Origin of the sequence: Streptomyces sp. NBC_01478 (assembly GCF_036227225.1) — a bacterium.
Classification (GTDB): domain Bacteria; phylum Actinomycetota; class Actinomycetes; order Streptomycetales; family Streptomycetaceae; genus Streptomyces.
Map to the genome: position 1 here is coordinate 331,960 of NZ_CP109444.1, position 22,935 is coordinate 354,894.

Annotated in this window: 9 protein-coding genes; all 9 read right to left on the reverse strand. The window is 72.4% G+C overall.

The features are described from left to right. Position 1: 1 nt before the first annotated feature. On the reverse strand, positions 2-973 hold the full coding sequence (locus tag OG223_RS01405; protein ID WP_329241146.1) for an LLM class flavin-dependent oxidoreductase: 972 nt from the start codon (positions 971-973) through the stop codon (positions 2-4). 81 nt (positions 974-1,054) lie between these two features. Continuing rightward, positions 1,055-2,584 carry an AMP-binding protein gene (locus OG223_RS01410; protein WP_329241148.1) on the reverse strand — a complete coding sequence of 510 codons (1,530 nt, stop codon included), beginning with the start codon at positions 2,582-2,584 and terminating at the stop codon, positions 1,055-1,057. A gap of 32 nt (positions 2,585-2,616) precedes the next feature. After that, positions 2,617-5,316, reverse strand: coding sequence for an amino acid adenylation domain-containing protein (locus OG223_RS01415; RefSeq protein WP_329241151.1), 2,700 nt, complete (start codon positions 5,314-5,316; stop codon positions 2,617-2,619). Continuing rightward, positions 5,313-10,481, reverse strand: a complete 5,169-nt coding sequence (locus OG223_RS01420) for a non-ribosomal peptide synthetase (protein WP_329241153.1) — start codon at positions 10,479-10,481, stop codon at positions 5,313-5,315. The genes OG223_RS01415 and OG223_RS01420 overlap by 4 nt, the downstream gene beginning before the upstream one ends. After that, complete coding sequence (locus OG223_RS01425; RefSeq protein WP_329241155.1) at positions 10,478-12,151, reverse strand: hypothetical protein; 1,674 nt, start codon at positions 12,149-12,151, stop codon at positions 10,478-10,480. Before OG223_RS01425 ends, OG223_RS01420 begins: the two co-directional genes overlap by 4 nt. 86 nt (positions 12,152-12,237) lie before the next feature. After that, positions 12,238-12,441, reverse strand: a complete 204-nt coding sequence (locus OG223_RS01430; protein WP_329241157.1) for a hypothetical protein — start codon at positions 12,439-12,441, stop codon at positions 12,238-12,240. After that, entirely contained in the window at positions 12,438-12,704 is a 267-nt protein-coding gene (locus OG223_RS01435; protein ID WP_329241158.1) for an acyl carrier protein, read from the reverse strand. The genes OG223_RS01430 and OG223_RS01435 overlap by 4 nt, the downstream gene beginning before the upstream one ends. 155 nt (positions 12,705-12,859) lie before the next feature. Further along, positions 12,860-19,561 carry a condensation domain-containing protein gene (locus OG223_RS01440; RefSeq protein WP_329241160.1) on the reverse strand — a complete coding sequence of 2,234 codons (6,702 nt, stop codon included), beginning with the start codon at positions 19,559-19,561 and terminating at the stop codon, positions 12,860-12,862. Beyond that, positions 19,558-22,893, reverse strand: coding sequence for a type I polyketide synthase (locus OG223_RS01445; protein WP_329241163.1), 3,336 nt, complete (start codon positions 22,891-22,893; stop codon positions 19,558-19,560). Before OG223_RS01445 ends, OG223_RS01440 begins: the two co-directional genes overlap by 4 nt. Between the last annotated feature and the right edge of the window lie 42 nt (positions 22,894-22,935).

Sequence of the window (22,935 nt, forward strand, 5' to 3'; positions counted from 1 at the left end):
ATCACCCGGCCTGCGTATAGGCGTGGTTCAGGGCGGTCGTGGTGTGGTGCAGGTCCTCTTGCTCCACGACGTCGTCCAGGATCAGGGTGCTCACTCCGAGCGCGATGTACCGCTGGAGCATCGCACCGACGTCGGCGTAGGTCCCGACCAGGTACGGGCAGAACGTCTGGTAGGCCCGGAACGGATAGAGCCAGTAGACCCCCTTCGGCTCGTGCGAGCGCAGCGCGTCGCGCGAAAGCTTCAGATGCCAGTGCGACTCGACCTTGCCGACGGCCCATTCGTGCAGTTTCTCCCCCGACTCGCTCGAAGGGAACCGCTCGTGGGCGACCCGCCACGCCTCCTCGGCGTCGTCGCGGGCGATGACGCCGAAGCGCACCCCGCAGCCGGCCAACGGCCGGTCGCCCTGGTAGCTGTCTATCTGGTGCGGGTAGGAGAGCCGGTCCACGCCGAGCATCTGCGCGGCATCGCGGCAGTCGTCGGAGGCGCCCGAGACATACAGGTCCGGCGCCAGGGCGGGATCGGCCGGCGGGCTGACGGCGGCGGCGTCCAAGGCGTAGTACTTGCCGGTGTACGTCACCGCCGACGGCGCTGCCGTCAGCTGCCGGATGATGTCGCCGTACTCGGCCAGCCGGTCGTAGCGCTCCCGGTGGCCCAGTTCGCAGCCCAGTTCCCGCAGGTGCTTGGAGAACCCGCCGGTGACCAGGTTCAGGTCGACGCGCCGCCCGTAGAGGAACGCCAGGGTGCTGATCGTCTTGGCGACGGCGAACGGGTGGGCGTCCACAGGGTTGACCGCGACCAGGGGGACGAACCGCTCGGTGTTGTCGATGGCGAGCTGCGCCGCGGCCCAGGCGTCCACGAGTGTGTTGTCGGTGTAGACCAGCGCGCCGCGAAAGCCCGCCTGCTCGGTCCAGCGGGCCACGTCGACGACCCGGCGGCGGTATTCCTGCGGTGTCCGATCCTGCCAGGAAGGCATCGTTGTATAGACGGTCAGCACTGTTCGCGATCCCTCTCTTCGACTTTCGGGTGCTGCTCTGGGGCCGGCGCTCCCGGCCGGTCAGGGCCGCGTGAGCTTGGCCTGCTCGGCGACGAGCTTCGCCACGATGGCGCGGTCGATCTTGCCGTTGGGGTTGAGGGGCATGGATTCCACGTGCAGGAACACGTGCGGCACCAGGTGGACCGGCATTCCCGCGGCCAGCGTGCGGCGCAGGTCGGCCTCGCGGGCGGGCTCACCGGTGTAGCAGGCCATCAGCTCGGTGGCGTCGCGGTGCTGCACCGGCACGACGATGGCCTCCCGCACGCCGGGATGACGGCGCAGCAGGGTCTCGAATTCGCCGAGCTCGACCCGGTAGCCGCGGATCTTGACTTGGTTGTCGAGGCGGCCGAGGTGGACCAGGCTGCCGTCGTCTTCGCGGCGGACCCGGTCGCCGGTGCGGTAGTAGTGCGCCTCGCTCGGCGCGCCGCCGTCGTGGCCGAGGAAGCGGTTGGCGTTGTCGCGCGCGTCCAGGTAGCCGTCGAAACGCTGCGGACCGCGGACACACAGCTCGCCGTCGTCGGTGACGACGTACTCCAGGCCCGGGTAGACGACGCCGATCGGCACCGTGTCGTTCACGGTCTCCGGCCAGTCTCGGCGCTCCTTCGGCAGGCGGAACTCCGCGCACGCCAGCGTCAATTCGGTCGGGCCGTAAATGTTCTCCACGACCGATTCGGAGGCGAATCCGCTCCATGCCTCGGCCTGCGCGTAGGTGAACTGCTCACCGCAGAACACGCTGTAGCGCAGCCCGGGCACCCGGCCCGCGGACAGACCGCCGAGCCCAGCGGCGGCCGAGACCGCCGAGGGCACCGAGAACCAGTGCGTGAGCCGCCGGTTCACCGCGTAGTCGACGGGGCTCAGCAGTTCGGCCGCTTCGGGCACGACCAGCGTCGCACCGCCGCCCCAGGTGACGAAGAGGTCGTACACCGACAGGTCAAAGGTCAGGTCGAAGGTGTGCGACATGCGGCAGCCCGGGCCGACCTCATAGCGGGGGACGGTGTGCGCCAGGAATGCCAGGACGTTGCGGTGGCGGATCGGCACGCCCTTGGGCCGCCCGGTGGAGCCAGAGGTGAACAACAGGTAGGCGATATCGTCGGGGCCGGCGGACGACAGCGGCAGCGAACCGTCCGGGACGGCGGCCAGGAGTTCCTCGTCGGTCAGCGGCAGCACCGGCCGTGCCGGCGCGGTGCCGGAGGGGCAGTGTTCGAGCCATTGCTGCCCGGACGCGTCGGCGATGATCACGTCGACGTCGGCCAGCTCGCAGATGGCGGTGTTGCGCCGCGGCGGATACTTGAGGTTCAACGGCACGACCTGCGCGCCCAGGCGCAGTGCCGCGAGATACCCGGCGTAGGCGACACCGCTGCGTGCGGCCAGCAGGGCCACCGAGCGGACGCGGCCGTATGCGGCGGTGACGCTCTCGGCCAGGGCCTCGGCCGCGCGCTCCAGCTCGGCGTAGCTGATCGACGACGCGGACAGTTCGACGGCCGGCAGCTCGGGGTGGCGCCGTGCTGTGGCGGCGAAGACGTTGTGGAGGGTGCTGATGTGGTCCTGCATGTCGACCTTCCCGGTCAGGAGTGGAGACGGGCTCAGGCTTCGGAGGCGAGGAGCAGCCGCGCGATGTCGGCCAGGCGGCCGTCGCCCGCGGCTTCACGGGCGGCGAACCAGGCGGCCTGCCCGGCGGGGGTCGGCCGATCGAACAGCACACGCACCGGGACGGTGAGGCGGAAGATCTCCGTCAACTGCGAGGCGACCTCCAGAGCGGTGGCCGATTCGGCACCGAGGGCGAACAGGTCGGCGTGGACGCCGATGGCGTCGCGGGCCAGAGCATCGGCCCAGATCTCGACCAGGAGCTCCGCGAAGGGCGACGCGGTACCGTCGTCGGCCGCGTCGCCGATGGTCGGGACGGCACCGGCCTCCTCGACCATGCCGCGCTCGTCGAGCACGGCCTCGTACGCGGCGTCGGGGTCTTCAGGCAACGGCCGCCCGGCGAGCGTGCGCCGATCGACCTTGCCGCTGGGGGTCAGCGGCAGCGCGGTGACGGCGACGCAGGCGAACGGCACCATGTGCCCGGGCAGAATCCGCACCAGATCGCTGCGCAGCGTCCGCGGCGGGACATCACAGCCCTCGGCGAGCAGGTAGTAGGCGATGATCTGCTTGTCCGACGCCCCCTCCCGCACGACGACGACGGCCTCGGCCAGCCCGTCCTGAGTCAGGATCTGCGCCTCGACCTCGCCGAGCTCGACCCGGAAGCCACGGATCTTGACCTGCCCGTCGCGGCGGCCGAGGCACTGGATCCGGCCGTCAGGGAGCCGTGTTCCGAAGTCGCCCGTGCGGTAGGTCCGGACCCTGGTCCGCCCAGCGGCGTCCCGGGCGTGCCGGGCACCGGCAGAACCGACAGGCCCGACGCCCGGATCGCGGACCACGAAACGCTCGGCGGTCAGGTCGGGCCGGCCCAGATACCCGTCGGCCAGCGGCACGCCGGAGACGCAGATCTCGCCGGGTACACCGTCCGGCAGGGGTTGCAGCCGCTCGTCGAGGATCTCCACCACCGCGCGGTCGATCGGAACCCCGATCGCCGGCAGCTCCGGCCAGTCGGCCGGGTCGGCGGACAAGCGCTCGGCGGTGACGACGTGGGTTTCCGAAGGGCCGTACTGATTCTCCAGCGACGCGCCTGTGCGGTGGAAGAACTCGCGCACGGCCGGACTGACGTGTAGCTGCTCCCCCGCCGTGATGACTTCGCGCAGGGCCGAGGGGTAGCGCCCGGAGTGCAGGGACACCTCGGCAAGCTGCTGAAGGGCGACGAAGGGCAGGAACAATCGGTGCACGCTCTGCTCGGTCAGCCAGTCGGCGAGCCGGTCCGGATCGCGGCGGACCTCGTCAGTGATCAGCACCAGAGTGCCGCCGGTGCCCCAGGTGGCGAACATCTCCTGGAAGGCGACGTCGAAGCTGAACGCCGCGAACTGGAGGGTGTTCCAGCCGGGGCCGGCCTGCGAGTGGCGGAACTGCCAGTCCAGCAGGGACGCGAGCGGCCGGTGCGGCATGCCGACGCCCTTGGGCAGACCGGTCGAGCCGGAGGTGTAGATGACGTAGCAGAGGTCTGCGGTGGTGGTCGGGGTGTGCGGCGCGGACCACACATCCACTGGGAGGCCCGGCGCGTCCACGAGCATTTCGTGCAGATCGATGACGCGGACGCCCTCGGGAACGGTGAGCGCACCGTCGATTCCGGCCGGGCCGATCAGGACTTCGGCGCGGCTGTCGGTGAGCATGTGGTCCAGGCGCTCGCGGGGATACGCCGAATCGAGCGGCACATATCCGGCTCCGCTCTTGAGGATCGCCAGCAGCGCGACGATCAGTTCGGGGCAGCGCGGCCCGGACAGCGCAACGACGCGTGCGGGACCGATCCGGCCGGCGCACCGGTCGGCGGCAGCCTTCAGCTCCGCGTAAGTCATCTCGCCGCCGTCCCAACGCAGCGCCTGGGCCTCGGGGTACCTTGCGGCGGCGCGGTCGAACAGCTCATGCGCGGTGACGTCCCACTCGCTCGTCCCGGACATCTCGTCGGCCTCGGCGGCGGGATTCCGTATCGGCGACGACACCAGAGGCAACAGGCCGATCGGCGTCTTCACGTCATGGATCGCCGCGCGCAGGAGTTCGAGGTAGCTCGCGACAATGCGTTCGGCCGTGTCCGGCGCATAACGCAGGCCGTCGTATTCCAACGAGCCACGGCGCCCGTTCTCGCTGTCGAAGGCGAACACGAGATCCAGCGGAAGCTCGCCGCCGCCGATCAGGACGGCGGCCCGGCAGACGTCCTCCCAGGCGATGACGGCCTGCTCACCGGTCACGAACTCCCCGCCGGCCGCGTCCCGCAGATCGGAGGCGGCCCGCAGGGCGAGGTCTGAGAACGCGGTGTCCAGATCGAGGGACTGCCGCAGCGGTGCCCACGAACCGTCCCGCCCGGCACCGACCACGATCTCCTCGACCCCGGCGTTCTCCCAGGGCGAGGCGACCCGGTACAGAAGCGCCTGCAGCCCGGCGGCCAACGTCGCGAGCACCGGGACGCCCTGCTCCCGCACGACAGCCGCGAGGCCGTCGGCAAGGTCGTCCGGGATCTCGAACACCAGCGTCGAACGCCGCTGTTCGGGCAGGCGGTGCGGTACGCCGCGGTCGGCGGGCCACGTGGTGGCAGGCGGTGCGCCATGAAGCCGGTCGAGCAGCGTTGCGCGTGCGGCATCACAAACCTGCGACACCGATGCGCCGGGGGCCGGAATCGTCGAGGGGACGACGTTCATCGGGTCGCCTTCCCCTCGTCGTCGCGGCCGGAGGCGGCGCGTCGCGATCTCGTCAGCAGGGCGCTTCGCGCTCCGGGCCGGGCCGACGCGGCCGCCGCGACCGGGGCCGCCGTGGCCCGGGGCGCGTCGTCCGAAAGCGCGGCGGCCAGGTCGTGCACGGTCGGATGGGTGAAGAGCTGGAGCGCGGCGATGTCCCGGTCCAGCACCTGCGTCAGCCGGGTCCTGACCCGGGCCAGCAGCAGCGAGTCGCCGCCGATCTCGAAGAAGTTGTCGTGCGTGCCGACCTCGTCAAGTCCGAGAAGGTCGCACCAGACGGCTGCGATCTCCCGCTCCAGACGCGACACCGGTGCGATGCGGGCCGCTCCGGTGTTCCGGTCGCGCGGCGGCTCGGGCAGCTTCGCGTGGTCGATCTTGCCGTTGCCGTTGAGCGGGAACGCGGCCAGCGGCACGATCACGGCGGGCACCATGAACTCCGGCAGGTTCTGAGCCAGTTGTCGCCGCAGCGCGGACGGGTCCAGATCGGCGACGCCGAGCGGCGCGGCGGGCGAGACATAGGCGATCAGACGCAACGGCCCGGGCCCCGACGGGGCGCGGCGCGCCGTGACGACGCCGCGCCCGACGCCGGGGATCCGCTCCAGGCGGGCCTCGATCTCGGGCAGCTCGACACGGTGGCCGCGGATCTTCACCTGCCGGTCGATGCGGCCCAGGTAGTCCAGGTTGCCGTCGGGCAGGCGGCGCACCAGGTCCCCGGTGCGGTAGAGGTGTGCGCCGGGCTGGGCCGCATACGGGTCCAGCGGGAACTGCCGGGCCGTCAGCTCGGGTCGGCGCAGATAGCCCAGCCCCACGCCGAGGCCGCCGATGCACAGCTCGCCGGGGACGCCGACCGGGACGAGACGCAGGCGCTCGTCCAGGACACGCGCGGTCGTGCCGGGAACCGAACTGCCGATGGTCGGCCGGCGCTCGGTGCCGTCCAGGAGCGTGTGTGTGCACCAGATGGTGGTCTCGGTGGGGCCGTAGATGTTGAAGAGCCGACGGTTCGGCGCCCACAAAGGGCCCAGCTCCGGCGGGAACGCCTCGCCGCCGACCAGGATGGTGCGCAGTCCCGGCACGTCGCCCGGCTGCATCACCGCGAGCGCGGACGGCGGCAGGAACGCCATCGTCACCTGGTGGCGGCGGACGGTCTCGGCCAGGTCGGGGCCGGGCAGCATGCGGTCGCGGGGCACGATGCACAGCCGTCCGCCGTGTGCGAAGGCGAGCGTGAAGTCCAGGACTGAGCCGTCGAAGCTCGGCGAGGAGAACTGGATCACGGTGTCCGGCGACTCCGGGTCGACGAACTCCAGCTCGGCGTGGGCGGAGTTGACCACGCCTCGGTGGTGGATCGCGACACCCTTGGGCCGGCCGGTGGAGCCGGACGTGAAGACGATGTAGGCCGGGTCGCCCGGCCCGACGTTCCGGGCCGGCCGGGTGTCCGGATACCGGCCCAGCGGGTCGTCGGGGCCGCCCAGGCAGACCACCGGCAGGCGGTCGGCGCCGGGCGGCTCGGCGCGGCCGGTCCGGGTGATCAGGGCCTTGACCTCGGTGTCGTCGATCATGAGGGCCAGCCGCTCGGCCGGATAGCCGGTGTCCAGCGGGACGTAGACCGCCCCGGCCTTGAGCACGCCCAGAAACGCGACCGGCAGGTCCTGGCAGCGGTCCAGCGCGACGCCCACAGCCGTCCCGGGTCCGACTCCGATCTCGGCGAGGTGGTGGGCGAGCCGGTTGGCTCGCGCTTCGAGTTCGGCGTAGCTGAGCTCGCCGTCGGCGCCGACGACGGCGGTCCGCTCCGGTGCCTGGTCCGCCCAGCGCTCGAACAGGGCCGGTACGTCCGTGGCCAACGGCGCGGGCAGGCCGGTGTCGTTCCATCGGTCGAGCTGGGCGAGCTCGTCACGGGTCAGCAGGTCCAGGTCGGCGACCGCCGTGTCCGGCGCGGCCAGCGCGGCTTGGAGCAGGGTGTTCAGATGGCCGAGGAGGCGGCTCACGGTGTCCGCGCCGTAGAGGCTGGTGTTGAATTCGGCGGTGCCGAAGAAGCCGCCTCCGGCCTGCGCCCCGGCGTGCTGGAGGATGACGGACAGGTCCTGGATCGAGCCTCCGCCGTGCGCGGGCAGCGGGGCGAGGTCCGCGCCGGGCAGGCTGAGGGCGGTGTCGACGTCCTGCAGGACGAACAACAGCTGCACGACGGGATCGTGGCTGGGGTCCCGGTCCGGGCGCAGCAGCGCGACGAGGTCCTCGAAGGGGAAGTCCTGGTGTTCCTGCGCCTGGCTGATGGTGCGGTGGGCGGCGCGCGCCAGGTCGAGGAAGGTGGTGTCCCCGGGGACGCGCAGGCGCAGCGGCACCAGGTTGACGAAGCAGCCGACGGTCTTGGTGAACTCCGGGCGGACACGGTTGGCGACGGGCGTGCCGATGAGCAGGTCGTCGCGGCCGGTGTGCCGGTGGACGACCGAGGCGAACGCGGCCAGCAGCGTCGCATATGCGGTGACGCCGTGCCGCCTGGAGAACTCGGCGACCCGTTCCTCCAAGTCCGCAGGCCAGGCGAAGTCGACCACCGCCCCGTCCGGCCGGCGTTGCGCGGGCCGGGTCCGGTCGGTGGGAAGGTCCAGGAGCGTGGGGGCGCCTTCGAGTTGTCCACGCCAGTAGTCGGCGAGACGCTCGCGGTGCGCACCGGTCAGCTGCTCGGACTGCCAGGCGGCGAAGTCCATGAACTGGATCGCAGGCGCCGGTGTGGTGCTGGGACGGTTTTCGGTGCGGGCTGTGTAGAGCTCTGCCAGTTCGGCGAACAGCAGCTCCAGGCTCCAGCCGTCGCAGGCGATGTGATGCGCGGTCACGACGAGCGCGGCCGACGGAGTGCCCGGTGCGATGAGGCGCGCGCGGATCAGCGGGCCGGCGGACAGGTCGAAGGGCGCTCGGGCCTCGGCGTCGATCCGGTCGACGACCCAGGCCGCCAGGTCGGCGGGAGCGGCGCCGCCGGGCTCGGCGTCCTCGGGTTCTTCGATGGCCAGGCTCACCGCGAGGGCGGGCAACACGCGCTGTCGCGCTTGTTCGTCGTGGACATCGATGACGGTGCGCAGGGCTTCGTGGCGGGCGACGAGATCGTTGAGCACCGCTTCGAGAGTGGGGGCGTCGATGTCGCCGCTGACGCGGAAGGCGTACGGCAGGTTGTAGACGGCGTTGTCGGGGTGCATCTGCGACAGGAGCCACATGCGCCGCTGGGTCGTGGACAGCGGTGCGCCCGCTTCCGTTCGCTCGGTCACTTCGACGGGCGCGGCCGAGGTGGGCGCGGCCGATGCCCTCGCGTCGGTGCGCCCGGCGAGGGACGCGGCCCAGCCGTCGAGGAACGCGGACACTTCAGCGACGGTCGGATGGTCGAACAGGGCACGGGCCGTGATGGGCAGGCGGAATTCGGAGGCCAGCAGGGAAGCGACCCGGACCGCGCTGAGCGAATGGCCGCCGACGGCGAAGAAGTCGTCGTCGATGCCTGGCGGCACCTGCTCCAGAACGGTTCGCCAGACCTCTGCGACGCGCAGTTGCGTCGGGTTGGACGGCTGCCGACGAGGGCTGTCGGCGGGGCGTCGGGTCGCGATCCGGCAGGGGCCGGCCTCAATGCCCCGGCCGACGGCCGGCTTGGCGGACCCGTTGCCGGTCCTCGCGGGAACACCGAGCTCGGCAGGCCACGGCGTCGCGGCTATCGGGCTGTCGGGCGAAGAGGTCAGGGTTTCGAGCAGGCGGACGAAGCCGGCCACGACGGCCGCGGCCGTCGGGGAGTCCAGCACGGCCGTCTGGTAGCGGAGGTAACCCGGCATTCCCGTGGGCAGGTCGGCGAGCTGGAGTTCGACCTCGTACAGGGAGCGGCGTGCGAGGTGTTCGGTAGCCTCGACCGTCAGGGGGCCGACGGCAACCGGGGGGTCCAGTGGCTGGCGGCCGCCGAGCAGCACTTGGAACAGCGGGTGCACATCGGGGCGGCGGGCCGGGGCGAGGCGCTCGACCACCCGGCGGAACGGGATGTCGGCGTCGTCGAAGGCCGACAGCGTCACCTCGCGGGCCACGCGCAGGGCATCGCGCCAGGTCGCGGCGGCCGGTAGGCGGACGCGCAGCGCGGTCTGGTTGGCGATGAACCCGGCGGTGTCGCGCGAGGCGGCGTCGCGGCGGCCGACGACGGTGCCGAGGACCGCTTCCCCGTGGCCTGACATGCGCTGGATCAGGACGGACAGCGCGGTGAGCCAGACCATGAACGGAGTGGCGCGCTCCGCCGCCGCGACCGCGCGGACAGCCTCGGCCAGCGCAGCCGGAACATCGACCGGGAGGACCGCGGCGGCGTAGGAATCGCCCGGGGTCAGACGCCCGAAGGACGGCCAGCGTTCGGCGTCGGCCGGCAGGTCGGCCAGCTCGGCGACGCGGCGGTCCAGACGCTGCGCCATGTCGGGTCTGTCGGCGGCGGCGCGGGTCCGGGAAGCCGCCGCGACCAGGGTGGGCGGCGGAGCCGGCAGGTCTTCGCCGCGCAGAGCCGCCACCAAGTCGCCGTGGAGCACCTGGAGCGTCCGGCCGTCGGCGACGATGTGGTGCACGACGGCCAGCAGCCGGTGCCGCCGTCCGGCCACCCGGGCCAGAGTGAAGCGGGCCGGCGGACCGTTCTCCAGGTCGAAGGGCCGGTGGGTCTCGCGGTCGGCGAGCGCGGTCCAGCGCTGCTCGACCCCGGGCTCGGTCGCGGAGTCCGACGACGCCGGATCGGCGTCGGCGGCGGCGGCGGCGGGGACGGTCAGATCGACGTATTCGAGCACCCCGGTGAATTCAGGCTCGATCACCATGACCGGTGTGCCGGAGTCGTCGGCCGGGAACCGTGCGCGCAGCGCCTCGTGGCGGCGGCCGAGCACTCGGACGGCGCTCAGCGCGGTTTCCCGGTCGAACGGCCCGGTCAGGTCGACGACCAGGGCGATCTGATGCACCAGCGCCTCAGGGGTGGTCAGGTCGAACAGCCACACGTCTTCCTGCGCGGCGTCCGGCCGGCCGACCCGCTCCGCAGCGGTCGGCACGGCGTCGAGCGGATCGAGCCCGGCCTCCTGGTGGACGCGCCTGAGGTTCTGGGCGGAAAACCGGCGGGCGCGGGCATCCGGCCGAGTGGGGATCTCGGTCATGAGGTGATCACGGCTCCCGTGTCAGTGGTCTCGGCGCGCACGAGGAGATCCAGGGTCGCGCCGTCGGGCGTCTCGGCTGTGCCGCCCGCCGTGGGCGAACGGAGGAAGTCGATGGCCGCGTGGTTGCGGCCGGTGTCGCGGTAGCCGACGACGATCCGGTCGGCGCCCATGGCCCGCGCGTGCGCGGCGATCTCGCGCATCGCCTGGGCCTCGACGCCCTTGCCCATGGCCGGGCAGGAGATGACAAAGGCCTCGACGACGCAGTCCGAGCCGTGCCTGGTCAGCATCAGGACTACGCTGGGGCCGAGGTCACCGAGGCGGTCCCGGACGCTGCCGAGCAGCAGGACCCGGTCGCCGTCGGCCGCCACCGCGCCCACCGTCACGGGCGGGATCGGCACCCCGAGGGTGAAGTCCTTGGAGGCCACGAGCATTTCGTTGATCTTGGCGAGGTCGCCGTCCCGGGCCGCACGGAAGTCGGCCTCGACACCGAGCCCGGCGACGAAGGAGGCCAGCGACAGACCGCCGGCGGGCTCGGGGACTCCGTCGCCGCCGACGGGGCCGCCCCAGGCGACCGCTCGGGGGGGCGCGCCGGGCACCGGCAGGCGATCGAAGACCCCGGCGGCGGCCAGGCGCGACGGCCAGGCCGCGGCGTCCGCACCGAGATCCACCGCCTCGGCGGGGCCGCTGCGAGCCGTCCGCACCGTGACGATCAGATGGTCCTCCCGGCGCTGGAGCAGGGCGACGTCCCGAGCGGCCAGACCGGCCTCGGCGGCCAGGCCGCGCACCTGGGCGTCGACGTCACGGTCGTCGAAGAACCAGTCGGACAGCCGTGCCGGAACCGTCGCATCGCTCGTGATGAGGTCACGCCACGCCGTGACCGCGTCTCGGCCGCCGAGCGCGTACGACGGCACTCCGGCGCCGGACAACCAACGCAGGACACCGCCGAGACCGTCGACGTCCTCGGCATCGGAGAGACCACGCAGGTCCAGCGCCGCGGCGTGGCAGGTATCGCCGGTCCGCAACCGCAGGACGTGAGCGATACGCGCCCCGAGGTGGTGGTAGACCTCATCGCGATAGGGAACCTTCGCGTACTGGTACAGCGCCGGGTGGTGCGCCTTCGCGGCACCGAGCGAGCGGAGCACCGCTTCGAGATCCACCAGGTGGACGTTCGGCCGGTCGGCCAGCGCGGTCCGCATCGCCTCGCGCGCGGCCGCGGCCTCGGCGGTGCGGCCATCGGACCAGCAGTCGCCGGCGACGCCCAGCGGATCGGCCGCCGGCAGGCCGGGAAGCACCGCGACCAGCGTGGCGCCCCACCGCGCCGCTGCCTCGCGCGCCACGTCCGCGACGGCCGGCAGCCCGGTGATCCAGGTGCCGTCTTCCAGCTCCTCCAGGCGCTGCGCGACCACCACCACGTCCAGATCCGCCCGAGCGGAGCCGCTGTCCGGGTCGAGGCACTCCTGGATGATCTGGTTGTAGGGCGCGACGTGGAAGTCCGGGCGACCGTACGCCCCGCCGAGCGCCGCTGCGAGATAGGGCACGACCGAGTCGGCCGTGTAGCTGGCCATGATCCCGATGCGCGGTCCGTCGGGCGGTCCCGTGCGCTCGGTCTCCTGGTGGGCGGCCCGCAGCGCGCGCAGGTCGACCGGGACATCTGTAAGGGGCAATGGCATGATCGTCCTTCCGTCGGCGCCTGAGCCCGGCGAGGATGTCGACGGTCTCCAGGGCCTGCTTGACCTCGGCGAGAGAACAGACCGCGTCAAGGATTGATGTAACGGTGGCCGCAGGAGGCCGCAGGGGTGTCGTGGTGCCCCAGGCGCGCCGTACCGTCCTCGGACAGGCGCACCTCGGTCCGCTCGAAGTGCCGGATCGTCAGCAGCGAGGCAGGGCCGTCGACTCCGGTCCCGCCGGGCCTGCGTGCCGGGCTCGGAGCGGACAGCGGCGCGAAGTCGGCGACGGTCACGAGGCCACCCCCTTGGCCACCAGGAGCTCGCGCAGACCGGCGATGCTGGTGATGCCCCTGATCTCCCGGCTGCTGAGGGCCACCCCGTAGTGCTCCTCCAGCACGACCACGACCTCGATGTGCTTCAGGCTCGTCCAGGCCTCATGGACGCCGGGCCCGGCGTCCTCGGCCAGTTCGGCCCCCGACACCCCCAGGACCTCGGCGATCAGGCCGGACAGATGGTCGGTCGGCGGCACATCGGCCGTGTGCTCGGCGGTGCCCATCAGCGGACCGCCTGCCGGGTACGCGGCGCCGGGACAGGAGCCGCAAGGGCCGTGACCGCGATGTCGGTGATGGGACACGTGGACCGGGAGGACATGATGGGATCCACCTTTCACAGGACTCGAATCTGATGAACGGGATCGGGGGGCCGGGTTGATTACTGGGCCGTGGGTGCGGCCAGGGCGCGGAATCGGTCGGCGATGCGCTCGGCGAGCGCCGTGACGGTCGCGGCGTCATGGATGCTGCGCCGGTAGTAGATCTGAAGGACCAGCGCGCCGTCGACGATGGCCGGCATCAGGTCGAACAGATAGGGCCAGGTGCACGCACCGTCCTGGCAGGGTCCGTACGAATCGGGGCAGTGCCCGAACAGGGACGTGTGCGCGGAGGTCTGCTCGAACCCGGACTCACCCATGTAGTTGAAGCTGAACAAGGGCTGCTCGCCCCCCGTCAGGCCGACGCGCAGTGCGGGATCGGCATGCTGGCCGGCCAGCACCGCGTAGCCGAAACCGGAGTCGGGGACGACCGCGAGCCGGCGGTGTACCGACTGCACCAGTGACATGCCCTCGGTATCGGCGACGTCGATACCGATCGGGAAGTAGATCTGGAACCAGCCCACCGTCCGGACCAGGTCGAGGTCCGGGAATCGGTGGGGCCGCCCGTGCCCGGCCACCGCGAACCGGCATGAGTCGCTACTGGTCCATTCGGCCAGGACCGAAGCCGAGGCGGCGAAGACCGCGTCGGACAGGCTGGCGCCCCGGCCGACGGCGAGCCGCTGCACCGCGGCCGTCTCCGCGGCGCTGACCCGCACCTCGGCGGTCTCCATGTAGGCCATCTCCCGCGATCCGCCCTCGTGGTCGACCGGCACGACCGGTGCGCGGACACCTTCCGGGGTGGGGGCGACCTGCTCCAGCCAGAACGGCACCTCGGCGAGGAGTTCCTCGCTCGACGCGTACTCGTCGACCCGGTCGGTCCAGTCGCGGAACGACGTGGTCTTCGGAGGCAGGCGCAGCGGTGCCGCCATGACGGCCTGTTCGGTGAGGGTGGTCAGATCCTCCAGCAGGATGCCTCGGGACATGCCGTCCACGACCAGGTGATGGCAGATGATCAGCAGCCTGTCCGGCTCGCCGTCGGTGTGCAGGTGCAGCGCGCGCAGGGTCGGCCCGGCAGCCAGGTCGAGGCCGCTCTGGAGCCCGATGGCCAGAGCCTCGGCCCGTTCGGCGCGCTCCTCGGCCGGTGTCCCGGTCAGATCGACGCGCTCGAACGGCACATCCACGCCGGTGGGCTCCGACCACTGCCGCCACTCACCGTCCTCGCCGCGGGCGAAGCGCAGCCGGAGTGCGTCGTGATGGTCCACGAGGACACGCAGAGCGCTTTCCAGGTGTTCCGCGGTGACGTCCGGACGCACCGTGAGGTAGTAGGGGTGGTTGTAGTAGTTGGGGTCGCCGCCGGCTCCGAGCGGGTTGGCGAAGAACCACCGCTGAGCCGGGGCCAGGGCCACCGGCCCGATGACCGGGCCTTGATCGGCGACGACCACCGGGGCCGCGTCGGCCTCGGCCAGGTCGGCGACCGACGCCGCCTCCAGGACGGCACGCGGCGACAGGCTGATGCCGCACCGGGCTGCCTGGGAGACGACCTGGATCGCGGTCATCGAGTCGCCGCCGAGCGCCAGGAAGCTGTCGGAGAGCCCGACGCGATCGATGCCGAGCAGCCGGGCCAGGATTTCGGTCAACTGCCGTTCACGCCCGGTGCGCGGCTCGACGTATTCGCCTCGGTACACGCGCCAGCGGGCCCGGTCCACGGCCGCCTGGATTCCGGCCGCGTCCGACAGTTCGGTCAGGATGCGCGAGCCGGCGGCCGCGCTGACGCTCGGCGCGGTCCCGAGGGCGGCGTCGGCGTCGTACTCCCCGGGGAAGATCGGCTGGTCGAGCGCCCACAGGTGGTCCAATACGTGGCGCGTACTGTCCGCCTCCTCCGGTATCGCGACCGCGAGAACGCCCGGGAAGCGGGCGCCCAGCCGCTCGCAGAGTTCTGCGTCCGGATCCAGCACGACGCAGTCGGCCGGGTCGACGGCGCCGACGGCGACCGCCTCCGCGAATCCGGCTTCGAGGTCCCCGACGGAATGCCCGGCGAGCCACAAGGCGGCATCCACGTCGGGCAGCAGGTCCGGACGGGCGGCGAGCTCCAGTCGAACGGCGGGCTCGGCACCGGCGAACACCAGCGAGCGGTTCTGGGCCGTCGCTCGCCGTAGCGCGCGGGCGACGAGCGCGGCGCGTTCGCCGTCGTCGGCCCCGGTACCGCCGCAGAGCCCCAGCAGACGGCCGGGGTCCAGGCAGACGGTGCCGCGCGGTTCGGTGCTCAGGACAGCGCGGGCCACCACCGTGCCCAGAACCGTCGTGAACTCCGGCGTGTAGGGCATGTGCGCGAGACGGTCCGCGTGTTCGTCGTCGCGTCGCTCCACCGGGTACCGGTCGGCGATGGGGCCGACGTCGAGAACTCGTACGGCGGGCAGGGTCGCGGCCAGCCGCGTCAGCCGTGCGGTCAGCCCGCGTTCCAGGGTGGCCCACGGTTCCGCGGACCAGCCGGGCGAGGCCGGGCAGATGGCCATCAGCAGCGGTGTCCGGCACCAGGCGCGGTGGCTGAGCAGGGCGGCGTGCAGATCGCCGAGGGCGGTTTCGAGGTCGCGGACTACGGCGTCGAAGCGGGCCGGGCCGTCAACGGCGCCGACGAGAGCGCGCGGATCGTGGCCGAGGTGGCGGACCCCGTCCTCCCAGCGGAGCAGCACGGTGTTGACGCGTGCCCCGGCCGTGCCGAAGGCGGCGTCCGGGTCGAGGAGTTGTTGTACGACCTGCGCGTAGGGTGCGAAGGCGACCTTGGCCGGCCGGCCGAACAGGTCGAACCAGAAGCCGAGCGCCGGGCCGGCCGCTTCGGCGGTGAAACTGGCCGCCACGGCGGTGGAGGGGACGGTGGCTGCGCGGTCGAACTCGGTGTCGGGTTCGGTTCCGGGCGCGATCACCGGCATCCGGCAGCCCTGAGGGAAGGCGACATCACCACTGCGGGCCTCGGAGTCGCCGGCCACCGCCTCCAGCATGGCGGCGAACGCTTCCAACAGCGCCTCCGCCCCGGCGGGTGAGTACAGCCCGGTCTGGTAGTCCAGGGTGATCAGGAACTCGTCGCCCTCGGCGTCGAGACTGAACAAGAGCTCGAACTCCGTCCCGGCACGGAGCCAGCTCAGCGGCTCCAGGGTCAGACCGTCGATGTCGGGCAGGCTGTCGTCGCCGTCGACGAAGTTGAACAGCGTCTGGAACAGCGGTTGGCGGCCGGGGACGCGCCCGGCGCGGACCGCCGAGACGATGTTCTCGAACGGCAGCCGCTGGACAGCGCGTGCATCCAGAATCGCTTCGTGGGTGGCCGCGACCCGGCCCGCGACGGTCAGGTCGCCGACCCCGGTCAGCCGGATCGGCACCAGGTCGGCGAAGTCGCCCACGACATCGGACAGTCCGGCGTGCTCGCGGTTGCCGTTGAGCGTGCCGACGACGAACTCGTCTCGTCCGCCGGCACGGGCGGCCAACAGATGGAACGCGCTGAGTACGACGCTGAACAGCGGCACCTCCATCCGGCGTCCGGCGGCGCGCAGCCGTGCGGCCAGCTCGCTGTCGACGCGCCGGGTGACCGCGGCGCTGTCCGAGCCGATCTCCGCGGTGCGCGGGAAGTCGGTCGGCAGCGAGGAGAGCGCCGGGACGTCCCGCATGATCTCCCGCCAGCGCGTCTCGTGTTCGCGCCCGCCCGCGCCGAGGAGCCAGTGGTGTTGCCAGTGGGCGTAGTCGGCGAACTGCACCGGCAGCTCCGGGAGCTCCGGATCCCGTCCCGAGCAGGCGGCGTGGTAGAGCTCGGCCAGGTCGCGCACGATGATGGCCCAGGACCGGTTGTCGGTGACCGCGTGATGCATGGCCATCGACAAGTAGTGGGTGCGTGGCCCGGCGGCGAACAGCCGGAACCTGGCCAGCGGACCACGGTCGAGGTCGAAGGTCTCCTCGGCGGCGGCGCGCATCAGTCGCTCGATCTCGCCGGACCGGCCCGGCCCTTCGGGGACGGTCGCCGTCGCCGGGAAGACCTCGCTCCCCCAGCGCTCCGCATCGGGCACGATGCGCAGCACCGGCACACCGTCGCGGTCCTCGGCGATCGTCGTACGCAGCGATTCGTGGCGATCGAGCAGGGCCGCGACAGCCGTGCGGAGTGCGGCCTCGTCGAGGTCGCCGTCGATGCGCAGCGGGAAGGCGCTGTTGTGCAGGAGGCCGGCGCCGTGCACCTTCGCCAGGGTCCACAGCCGGCGCTGGGTGGAGGACGGTACGAGCGGCTGGTCGCGTGACACGGGCATCGGGCCGTCCTCGGGCACGCCGGGTGCCGAGGCGTCGACGAGGTGGGCGAGGTGGGCGAGGGTCGGGCCGCGGAAGAGCTCGAACGGCTCCACCGAGCGGCCGAACTCGGCCTTGATGCGGGTCAGCAGCTCGACGGCGAGGAAGGAGTGGCCGCCGAGGGCGAAGAAGCTGTCGTCCAGGCCGACCCGGTCGACCTTGAGCGCCTGCTGCCACATCGCGGCCAGGCGGCGCTCGGTGTCGGTGACCGGCTCGCGGAATCCGGCCGCGCCCGGCGCTCCCCTCTCTGCAGCAGGTCCGCCGTCGGCGAGGTCGGCCGCGTCGGCACCGCCGACAGGTCCGGCGCCCCCGGCGGCCAGCCGCGACGGCCAGACCGGGACGAGCTCGGCCGGGCGCCCATCCTCGTCGCGGACGGTCAGCGGCAGCAGGCCGCGCACGACCGAGGCACCGAGCAGGGCGTGGAAGTCGGCACCGGCGTACGGCACGACGTCCAGCCCGTCCAGGAAGTCCGCGTCGTCCTGGTGCTCGTCGAAGCCGTCGCTCCTGGTGCTCCGGGTGCTCTCGGCGTTCTTCGGCACTGCGGCCTGCACGGTGCGGATCCGGACGTCGGACCAGCGTCGGCAGGCTTCGCCGAGACGGCGGGCCGGTCCGTCGAAGACCTCGGTGCCGTGCCAGCGGGACCACGCCGCCGAGGGCGGGCAGAGCACGATCGTCAGGGGGTCCTCGGACCAGGCACGGTAGGCGGACAGGGCGTCGCAGAGCTCGACGAGGCCGCGGTCCAGGGCCGCACCGACCGCTTCGGGGTCGCGGCGGTCCAGCACTGCGCCGACCTTGGCCAGATCCTCCCAGCGCAGCAGCACCACGTGGGCCGCGCCGGGGTTCATGCCGAACACGCCGGTCAGCGCGCGCAGTTGTGCGGCCACCGGGCCGGGTTCGGACGGCACCTCGAAGCCCAGCCCGAGGCCCGCGTGCCTGGCCCAGGCGCGCAGTACCGGCAGCACCGGTTCGACCGGGAAGGAGGCCGCCAGCGCGACCAGCCCGGCGCGCGCCGGAGCGAGGCGGCTCCACGGCGTGTCGGGAGCGACGGCGACGGCGCGCGCCAGGTCGGCGAAGCGTCCGGTGAGGTCGGCGATGGTGTCTGCGGTGAACAGGTCGGTGTTGTAGCGCAGTTCGCCTTCGAAGCAGCCGTCCTGGCGACGTTCCATGTTCAGGAACAGGTCGAAGTCGGTGACGCCGTTGTCGCGGGTCTCCACGGTGAACTCCGGGACCGCGTCGTCGAAGCGGGCCGGGAGGACCTCGTGGAAGCCGAACATGACCTGGAACAGCGGGTTGCGGGACGGGTCGCGCGGCGGCGCCAGGGCTTCGACGACCTTGGCGTACGGGACCTCCTGGTCCCCGTAGGCCCGGCCGGCCTCCTCGTGGGCCGCGCGCAGCAGGTCGCGGAAGGTGGCCGAGGCCGCCGGGGCCATGCGCAGGACGAGGATGTCGGCGAAGCAGCCGATCATCGGCTCCAGTTCGGGACGCGTCCGCCCGGCCACCGGGGATCCGACGACCACTTCGGCGTCCTCCGAGGTCCGGCCGAGCAGGATCGTGAGGACGCTGAGCAGGGCGACGAACGGCGTGGTGCCCTCGGCGCGGGCCAGGGCGGCCAGGCGCTCGCTGGTCCCGGAGTCCAGGACGAGGGGGGTCAGGGCGCCGTGGTGGGTCTGGAGCGACGGCCTGGGCTTGTCGGCGGGCAGGTCCAGGACGAACGGGGCGCCGGTCAGGCGGTCGCGGACCGCGGCGAGGCGGCGCTCGTAGCGGTCCCCCGCCGCGCGCTCGCGCGCCCACAACGAGAAGTCCGGGTACTGGATCGGCAGTGCCGGGAGCTTCGGCCGGCGGCCTCCGGCGTCGGCGCGGTAGGCCTCGACGAGTTCTGCCACGAGGACGGAGGTGGACCAGCCGTCGAAGGCGATGTGGTGGACGACGATCTGGAGCAGGTGCTCGTCGCTCCCGACGGGGAACAGCGCGGCGTCCAGGAGGCGTCCGGTGACCAGGTCGAGTCTGGTGCGCGCGTGCCGGACCAGGGCCGCGTCGAGGTCCGGCGAGCCCTGCCGGTCGCCGGGCACGGCGACGGGGACGGCGACCGGTCCGGCGGGGACGACTCGCTGGCGCGGCCCTTCGGGGCCGGCGACGAACGCGGTGCGCAGCGCTTCATGGCGCTCCACGACCACGGCGAGCGCGCGTTCCACGGCCCCGTGGTCCACGGCGCCGCGGACCCGGATCGAGACGGTGATGTTGAGGGCCGGGTTGCCCGGATCGAGCAGGTCCTGGAAGTAGAGGCGCTCCTGGGCCGGGCTGAGCGGGATCAGGTCCAGGCCCGCGTCACGGGGGCGCAGTCGACCGGCAGCGGCGGCGTCCCGCTTCTCGGCGCGCAGACGGGCGAGGATTTCGGCGCGCTGGTCGGCCGACATCTCGCGGGCGGGTTCGCGGATGGTCTCGGTCATCGGACGCCCTCTTTCCGGGGGTCGGGCAGCGGATCGGTGGCGGCGGGCTGTGACGCGGACTGACTGCCGAGGTAGGCACTCATGAGCTCTTCGTCGGCGTACTCGCACAGCGCCGCCACGGTCGGCGCCTCCATCAGGGCACTGAGCGGGAGTTCGACGCCGAGGACGTCGAGTAGGCGGGCCACGACGCGAGTGGCCAGCAGGGAATGGCCGCCGAGCTCGAAGAAGTCGTCGTGGACGCCGATGTCGGCGATGCCGAGCAGGTCCCGCCAGACCTCCGCGACGGCTTCCTCACGGTCGTCGCGGGGGGCGACGTAGGCGGTGGCCAGGCGACGCGGATGTGCTTCGAGCGTGGCGGCGGGCGCGGCCTCGCCGGCGCGGTCCCCGTGCGCGGCGGCGGCGCTGGCGGCGTCGGTGGGCGTCGGCGTGCCGACCGGTTCACCGCTCGCGATGGGGAGCAGGCCGATGAGCGCGTCGGAGGTCGGCGGGTCGATCCAGTAGCGTTCCCGCTCGAACGGGTAGGTGGGCAACTCCGCACGCCCGCGCCGGTCGTGGCGCCAGTAGCCGGTCCAGTCCGGCTCTGTCCCGGCGAGCCACAGCCGGGCCAGGGCCTCGGTCACGGTCCGGTCGGCGGGGACCGGCCTGCCGGGCGCGGGCAGGCTACCGACCACGAGGTTCCCGGACATCTCAGGGTTCTGCCGGGCCAGGGTGGCCAGGGCGGTGCCCGGGCCGACCTCGATCAGCGCCAGCGGTCCGGTCTCCACGAGAGTCACGAGGCCCTCGTGGAAGCGGACCCGCCGGCGCAGGTGTCGTACCCAGTAGTCCGGCGAGGTGGCCTCCTCGTCGGTGATCCACGTCCCGGTCAGGTTGGAGACGAACGGCACAGCGGGGGCGGCGAGCGGGACGGCGGCCGCGAGGGCGCGGAAGTCCTCAAGGATGGGATCCATCGCCGGGGAGTGGAAGGCGTGCGAGGTGTGCAGCGGACGCACCGCGACTCCCTTGGCGGCCAGCGTCCGCTCGATGTCGTCGAGCGCCTCGGCCGGCCCGGACAGGACGGTGAGCGACGGGGCGTTGGACGCGGCGACGGCCACGTCGCCCCGGACGAACCGCTCGGCCTCCTGGATCGGCAGCGCGACCGACAGCATGCGGCCCGGCGGCAGCGCCTGCATCATGCGCCCGCGCAGGGCGATCAGACGCAGAGCGTCTTGAAGGGGCATCGTGCCGGCCAGGCAGGCGGCCACGTACTCGCCGACGCTGTGGCCGATCATCGCCGCGGGCCGGATGCCCCAGGACTCCCAGAGCCGTGCGAGGGCGTATTCGACGGCGAACAGAGCAGGCTGCGCGAATTCGGTTCGGCGCAGCAGTTCGGCGACAGCCGGATCTTCCACGGCGCCCGAGGATCGATCGGCTGCGGAATCGCCAAGGACGAGGTCGCGCAGGTCCCGGCCAAGGATCGGGATGAGCAGGTCTGCGCAGGTGTCGAAGGCGTCGCGGTACGCGGGCTCGGTGCGGTACAGCTCGGCTCCCATGCCGACGTACTGAGCGCCTTGGCCGGAGAACATGAACACGATGTCGCGACGGCCGGTTTCGACGTGACCGGCCATGGCCGCCGGCGATCCGGGGGCGAGTGCGGCCGCAGCGTCCGCTGCGGAGTCCGCGATCAGGGCCATGCGATGCGTGAAGGCGGTGCGGCCGAGTTGAAGGGTGGACGCGGCGTCGGCGAGTTCGGCAGGACTGGACCCCGGTCCCGTGAGGAGATGCTCACGCAGCCGCTCCCGAGCCGTTTCCAGCGCGCTCGGAGTACGGGCCGAGAGCACAAGCAGGTGCCGCTTGCGAAACGGCGGACCGGCCGGGGCCGGGTCGGGCGCCTCCTGGAGGATCACGTGCGCGTTGGTGCCCCCCATGCCGAAGCTGCTCACCGCCCCCAGGCGCCGCCCGCCGCGAGGCCGCCCCCAGGTCCGCTCGGCGGTGGGCACCTCGAACGGGCTGCCCGCCAGGTCGATGCCGGGGTTCGGCTCACCGAAGTACGGACTCGGTGGCACGACGGCGTGCTCCAGTGCCAGCACGACCTTGAGGAACCCGGTGATGCCGGCGGCCGCGTCCAGGTGTCCGATCAGGGCCTTGACCGAGCCCAGGGCGCAACGCCCGTCCAGCTCGGGGTCGCGCCCGGCGAAGGCCTCGGCGAGCGCCGCGAACTCGATCGGGTCGCCCAGCGGCGTGGCGGTGCCGTGCGCCTCCAGATAGCCGATGTCGGCCGGGTCGACTCCGGCGAGGTCGCGGGCGGCGCGCAGCACGGCAGACTGGCCCTGGACGCTGGGCGCGGTGAACCCGACCTTGCGGCGGCCGTCGTTGTTGAGAGCGGTGGCCTTGACGACAGCGTGGACCCGGTCTCCGTCGGCGAGCGCGGCGGTCAGCGGCTTGAGCACCACCGCACCGACACCGTTGCCGCTCACGGTGCCCGCGCTTCGGGCGTCGAAGGGCAGGCAGCCGCCGTCCGGGGAGAGGATGCCGTTCCCACGGCCGTCGTGGACGGACATCTGCGGCAGGCGCACCGAGGCGCCGCCGGCCACCGCGATCTCGCAGTCGCCCGCGAGCAGTGCCTGACAGGCGAGGTGGATCGCGACCAGGGAGGTCGAGCAGGCGCTCTGCACCGACATCGCAGGGCCCGAAAGGTCCAGGTGGTAGGCGGCGCGGGTGGCCAGGGTGTCGGTGATGTTGCCGAGCATCTGCTCCTCACGCAGGTCGGCGAGGCCCGGGTTGGGCAGCAGATGGCGGATCAGATAGGTGCTCAGGCTGGCCCCGGCGTAGACACCGGTGACCGGCCGCCCGACCGTCGAGCCGTAGCCGGCCCCCTCCAGGGCGGTCCATGCGCACTCCAGGAAAACCCGCTGCTGGGGGTCGAGCAGCTCGGCCTCGCGGGGGCTGTAGCCGAAGAACGCCGCGTCGAACAACTCGGCCCCGTCGAGCACTCCCCCGGCGCGCACGGCGGTCGGGGCGTCCAAGGCCGCACCACGGGCGCCGGACCCGGGGGCCGGCACCGTCCGTACGGTCCGATGCCCGGCACGGACGATCTCCCAGAACCGGTCGAGATCGGGCGCCCCGGGGAAGGAGCCCGCCATGCCGATCACTGCGATGTCGAGGTCGCCGGCTCCGTCGGCATCGGAACCGATGCCGGAGTGGTCGTTCGCATCAGAGTTGTCAGCTCCGCTGTTCCCGCGAAGGTCAGCATCATGTGAGCTTGATGTCTCGTAGCGCACCGCCGGCCCCTCCCTCATGGAATTGATTTCTGGCTCGCCGAGGAACCTATCGGAGCGACTTGATATTGCCGCCATTTATGCACCATGCGTTGACCATGAGCTCCATCCATAAAGAAT

Excerpts from the sequence above, each read along its gene's own strand:
- OG223_RS01425 (WP_329241155.1), bottom strand. The coding sequence starts at position 12,151 with ATGCCATTGCCCCTTACAGATGTCCCGGTCGACCTGCGCGCGCTGCGG.
- OG223_RS01435 (WP_329241158.1), bottom strand. The coding sequence starts at position 12,704 with ATGGGCACCGCCGAGCACACGGCCGATGTGCCGCCGACCGACCATCTG.
- OG223_RS01440 (WP_329241160.1), bottom strand. The coding sequence starts at position 19,561 with ATGACCGAGACCATCCGCGAACCCGCCCGCGAGATGTCGGCCGACCAG.
- OG223_RS01410 (WP_329241148.1), bottom strand. The coding sequence starts at position 2,584 with ATGCAGGACCACATCAGCACCCTCCACAACGTCTTCGCCGCCACAGCA.
- OG223_RS01420 (WP_329241153.1), bottom strand. The coding sequence starts at position 10,481 with ATGACCGAGATCCCCACTCGGCCGGATGCCCGCGCCCGCCGGTTTTCC.
- OG223_RS01415 (WP_329241151.1), bottom strand. The coding sequence starts at position 5,316 with ATGAACGTCGTCCCCTCGACGATTCCGGCCCCCGGCGCATCGGTGTCG.
- OG223_RS01405 (WP_329241146.1), bottom strand. The coding sequence starts at position 973 with ATGCCTTCCTGGCAGGATCGGACACCGCAGGAATACCGCCGCCGGGTC.
- OG223_RS01445 (WP_329241163.1), bottom strand. The coding sequence starts at position 22,893 with ATGGCGGCAATATCAAGTCGCTCCGATAGGTTCCTCGGCGAGCCAGAA.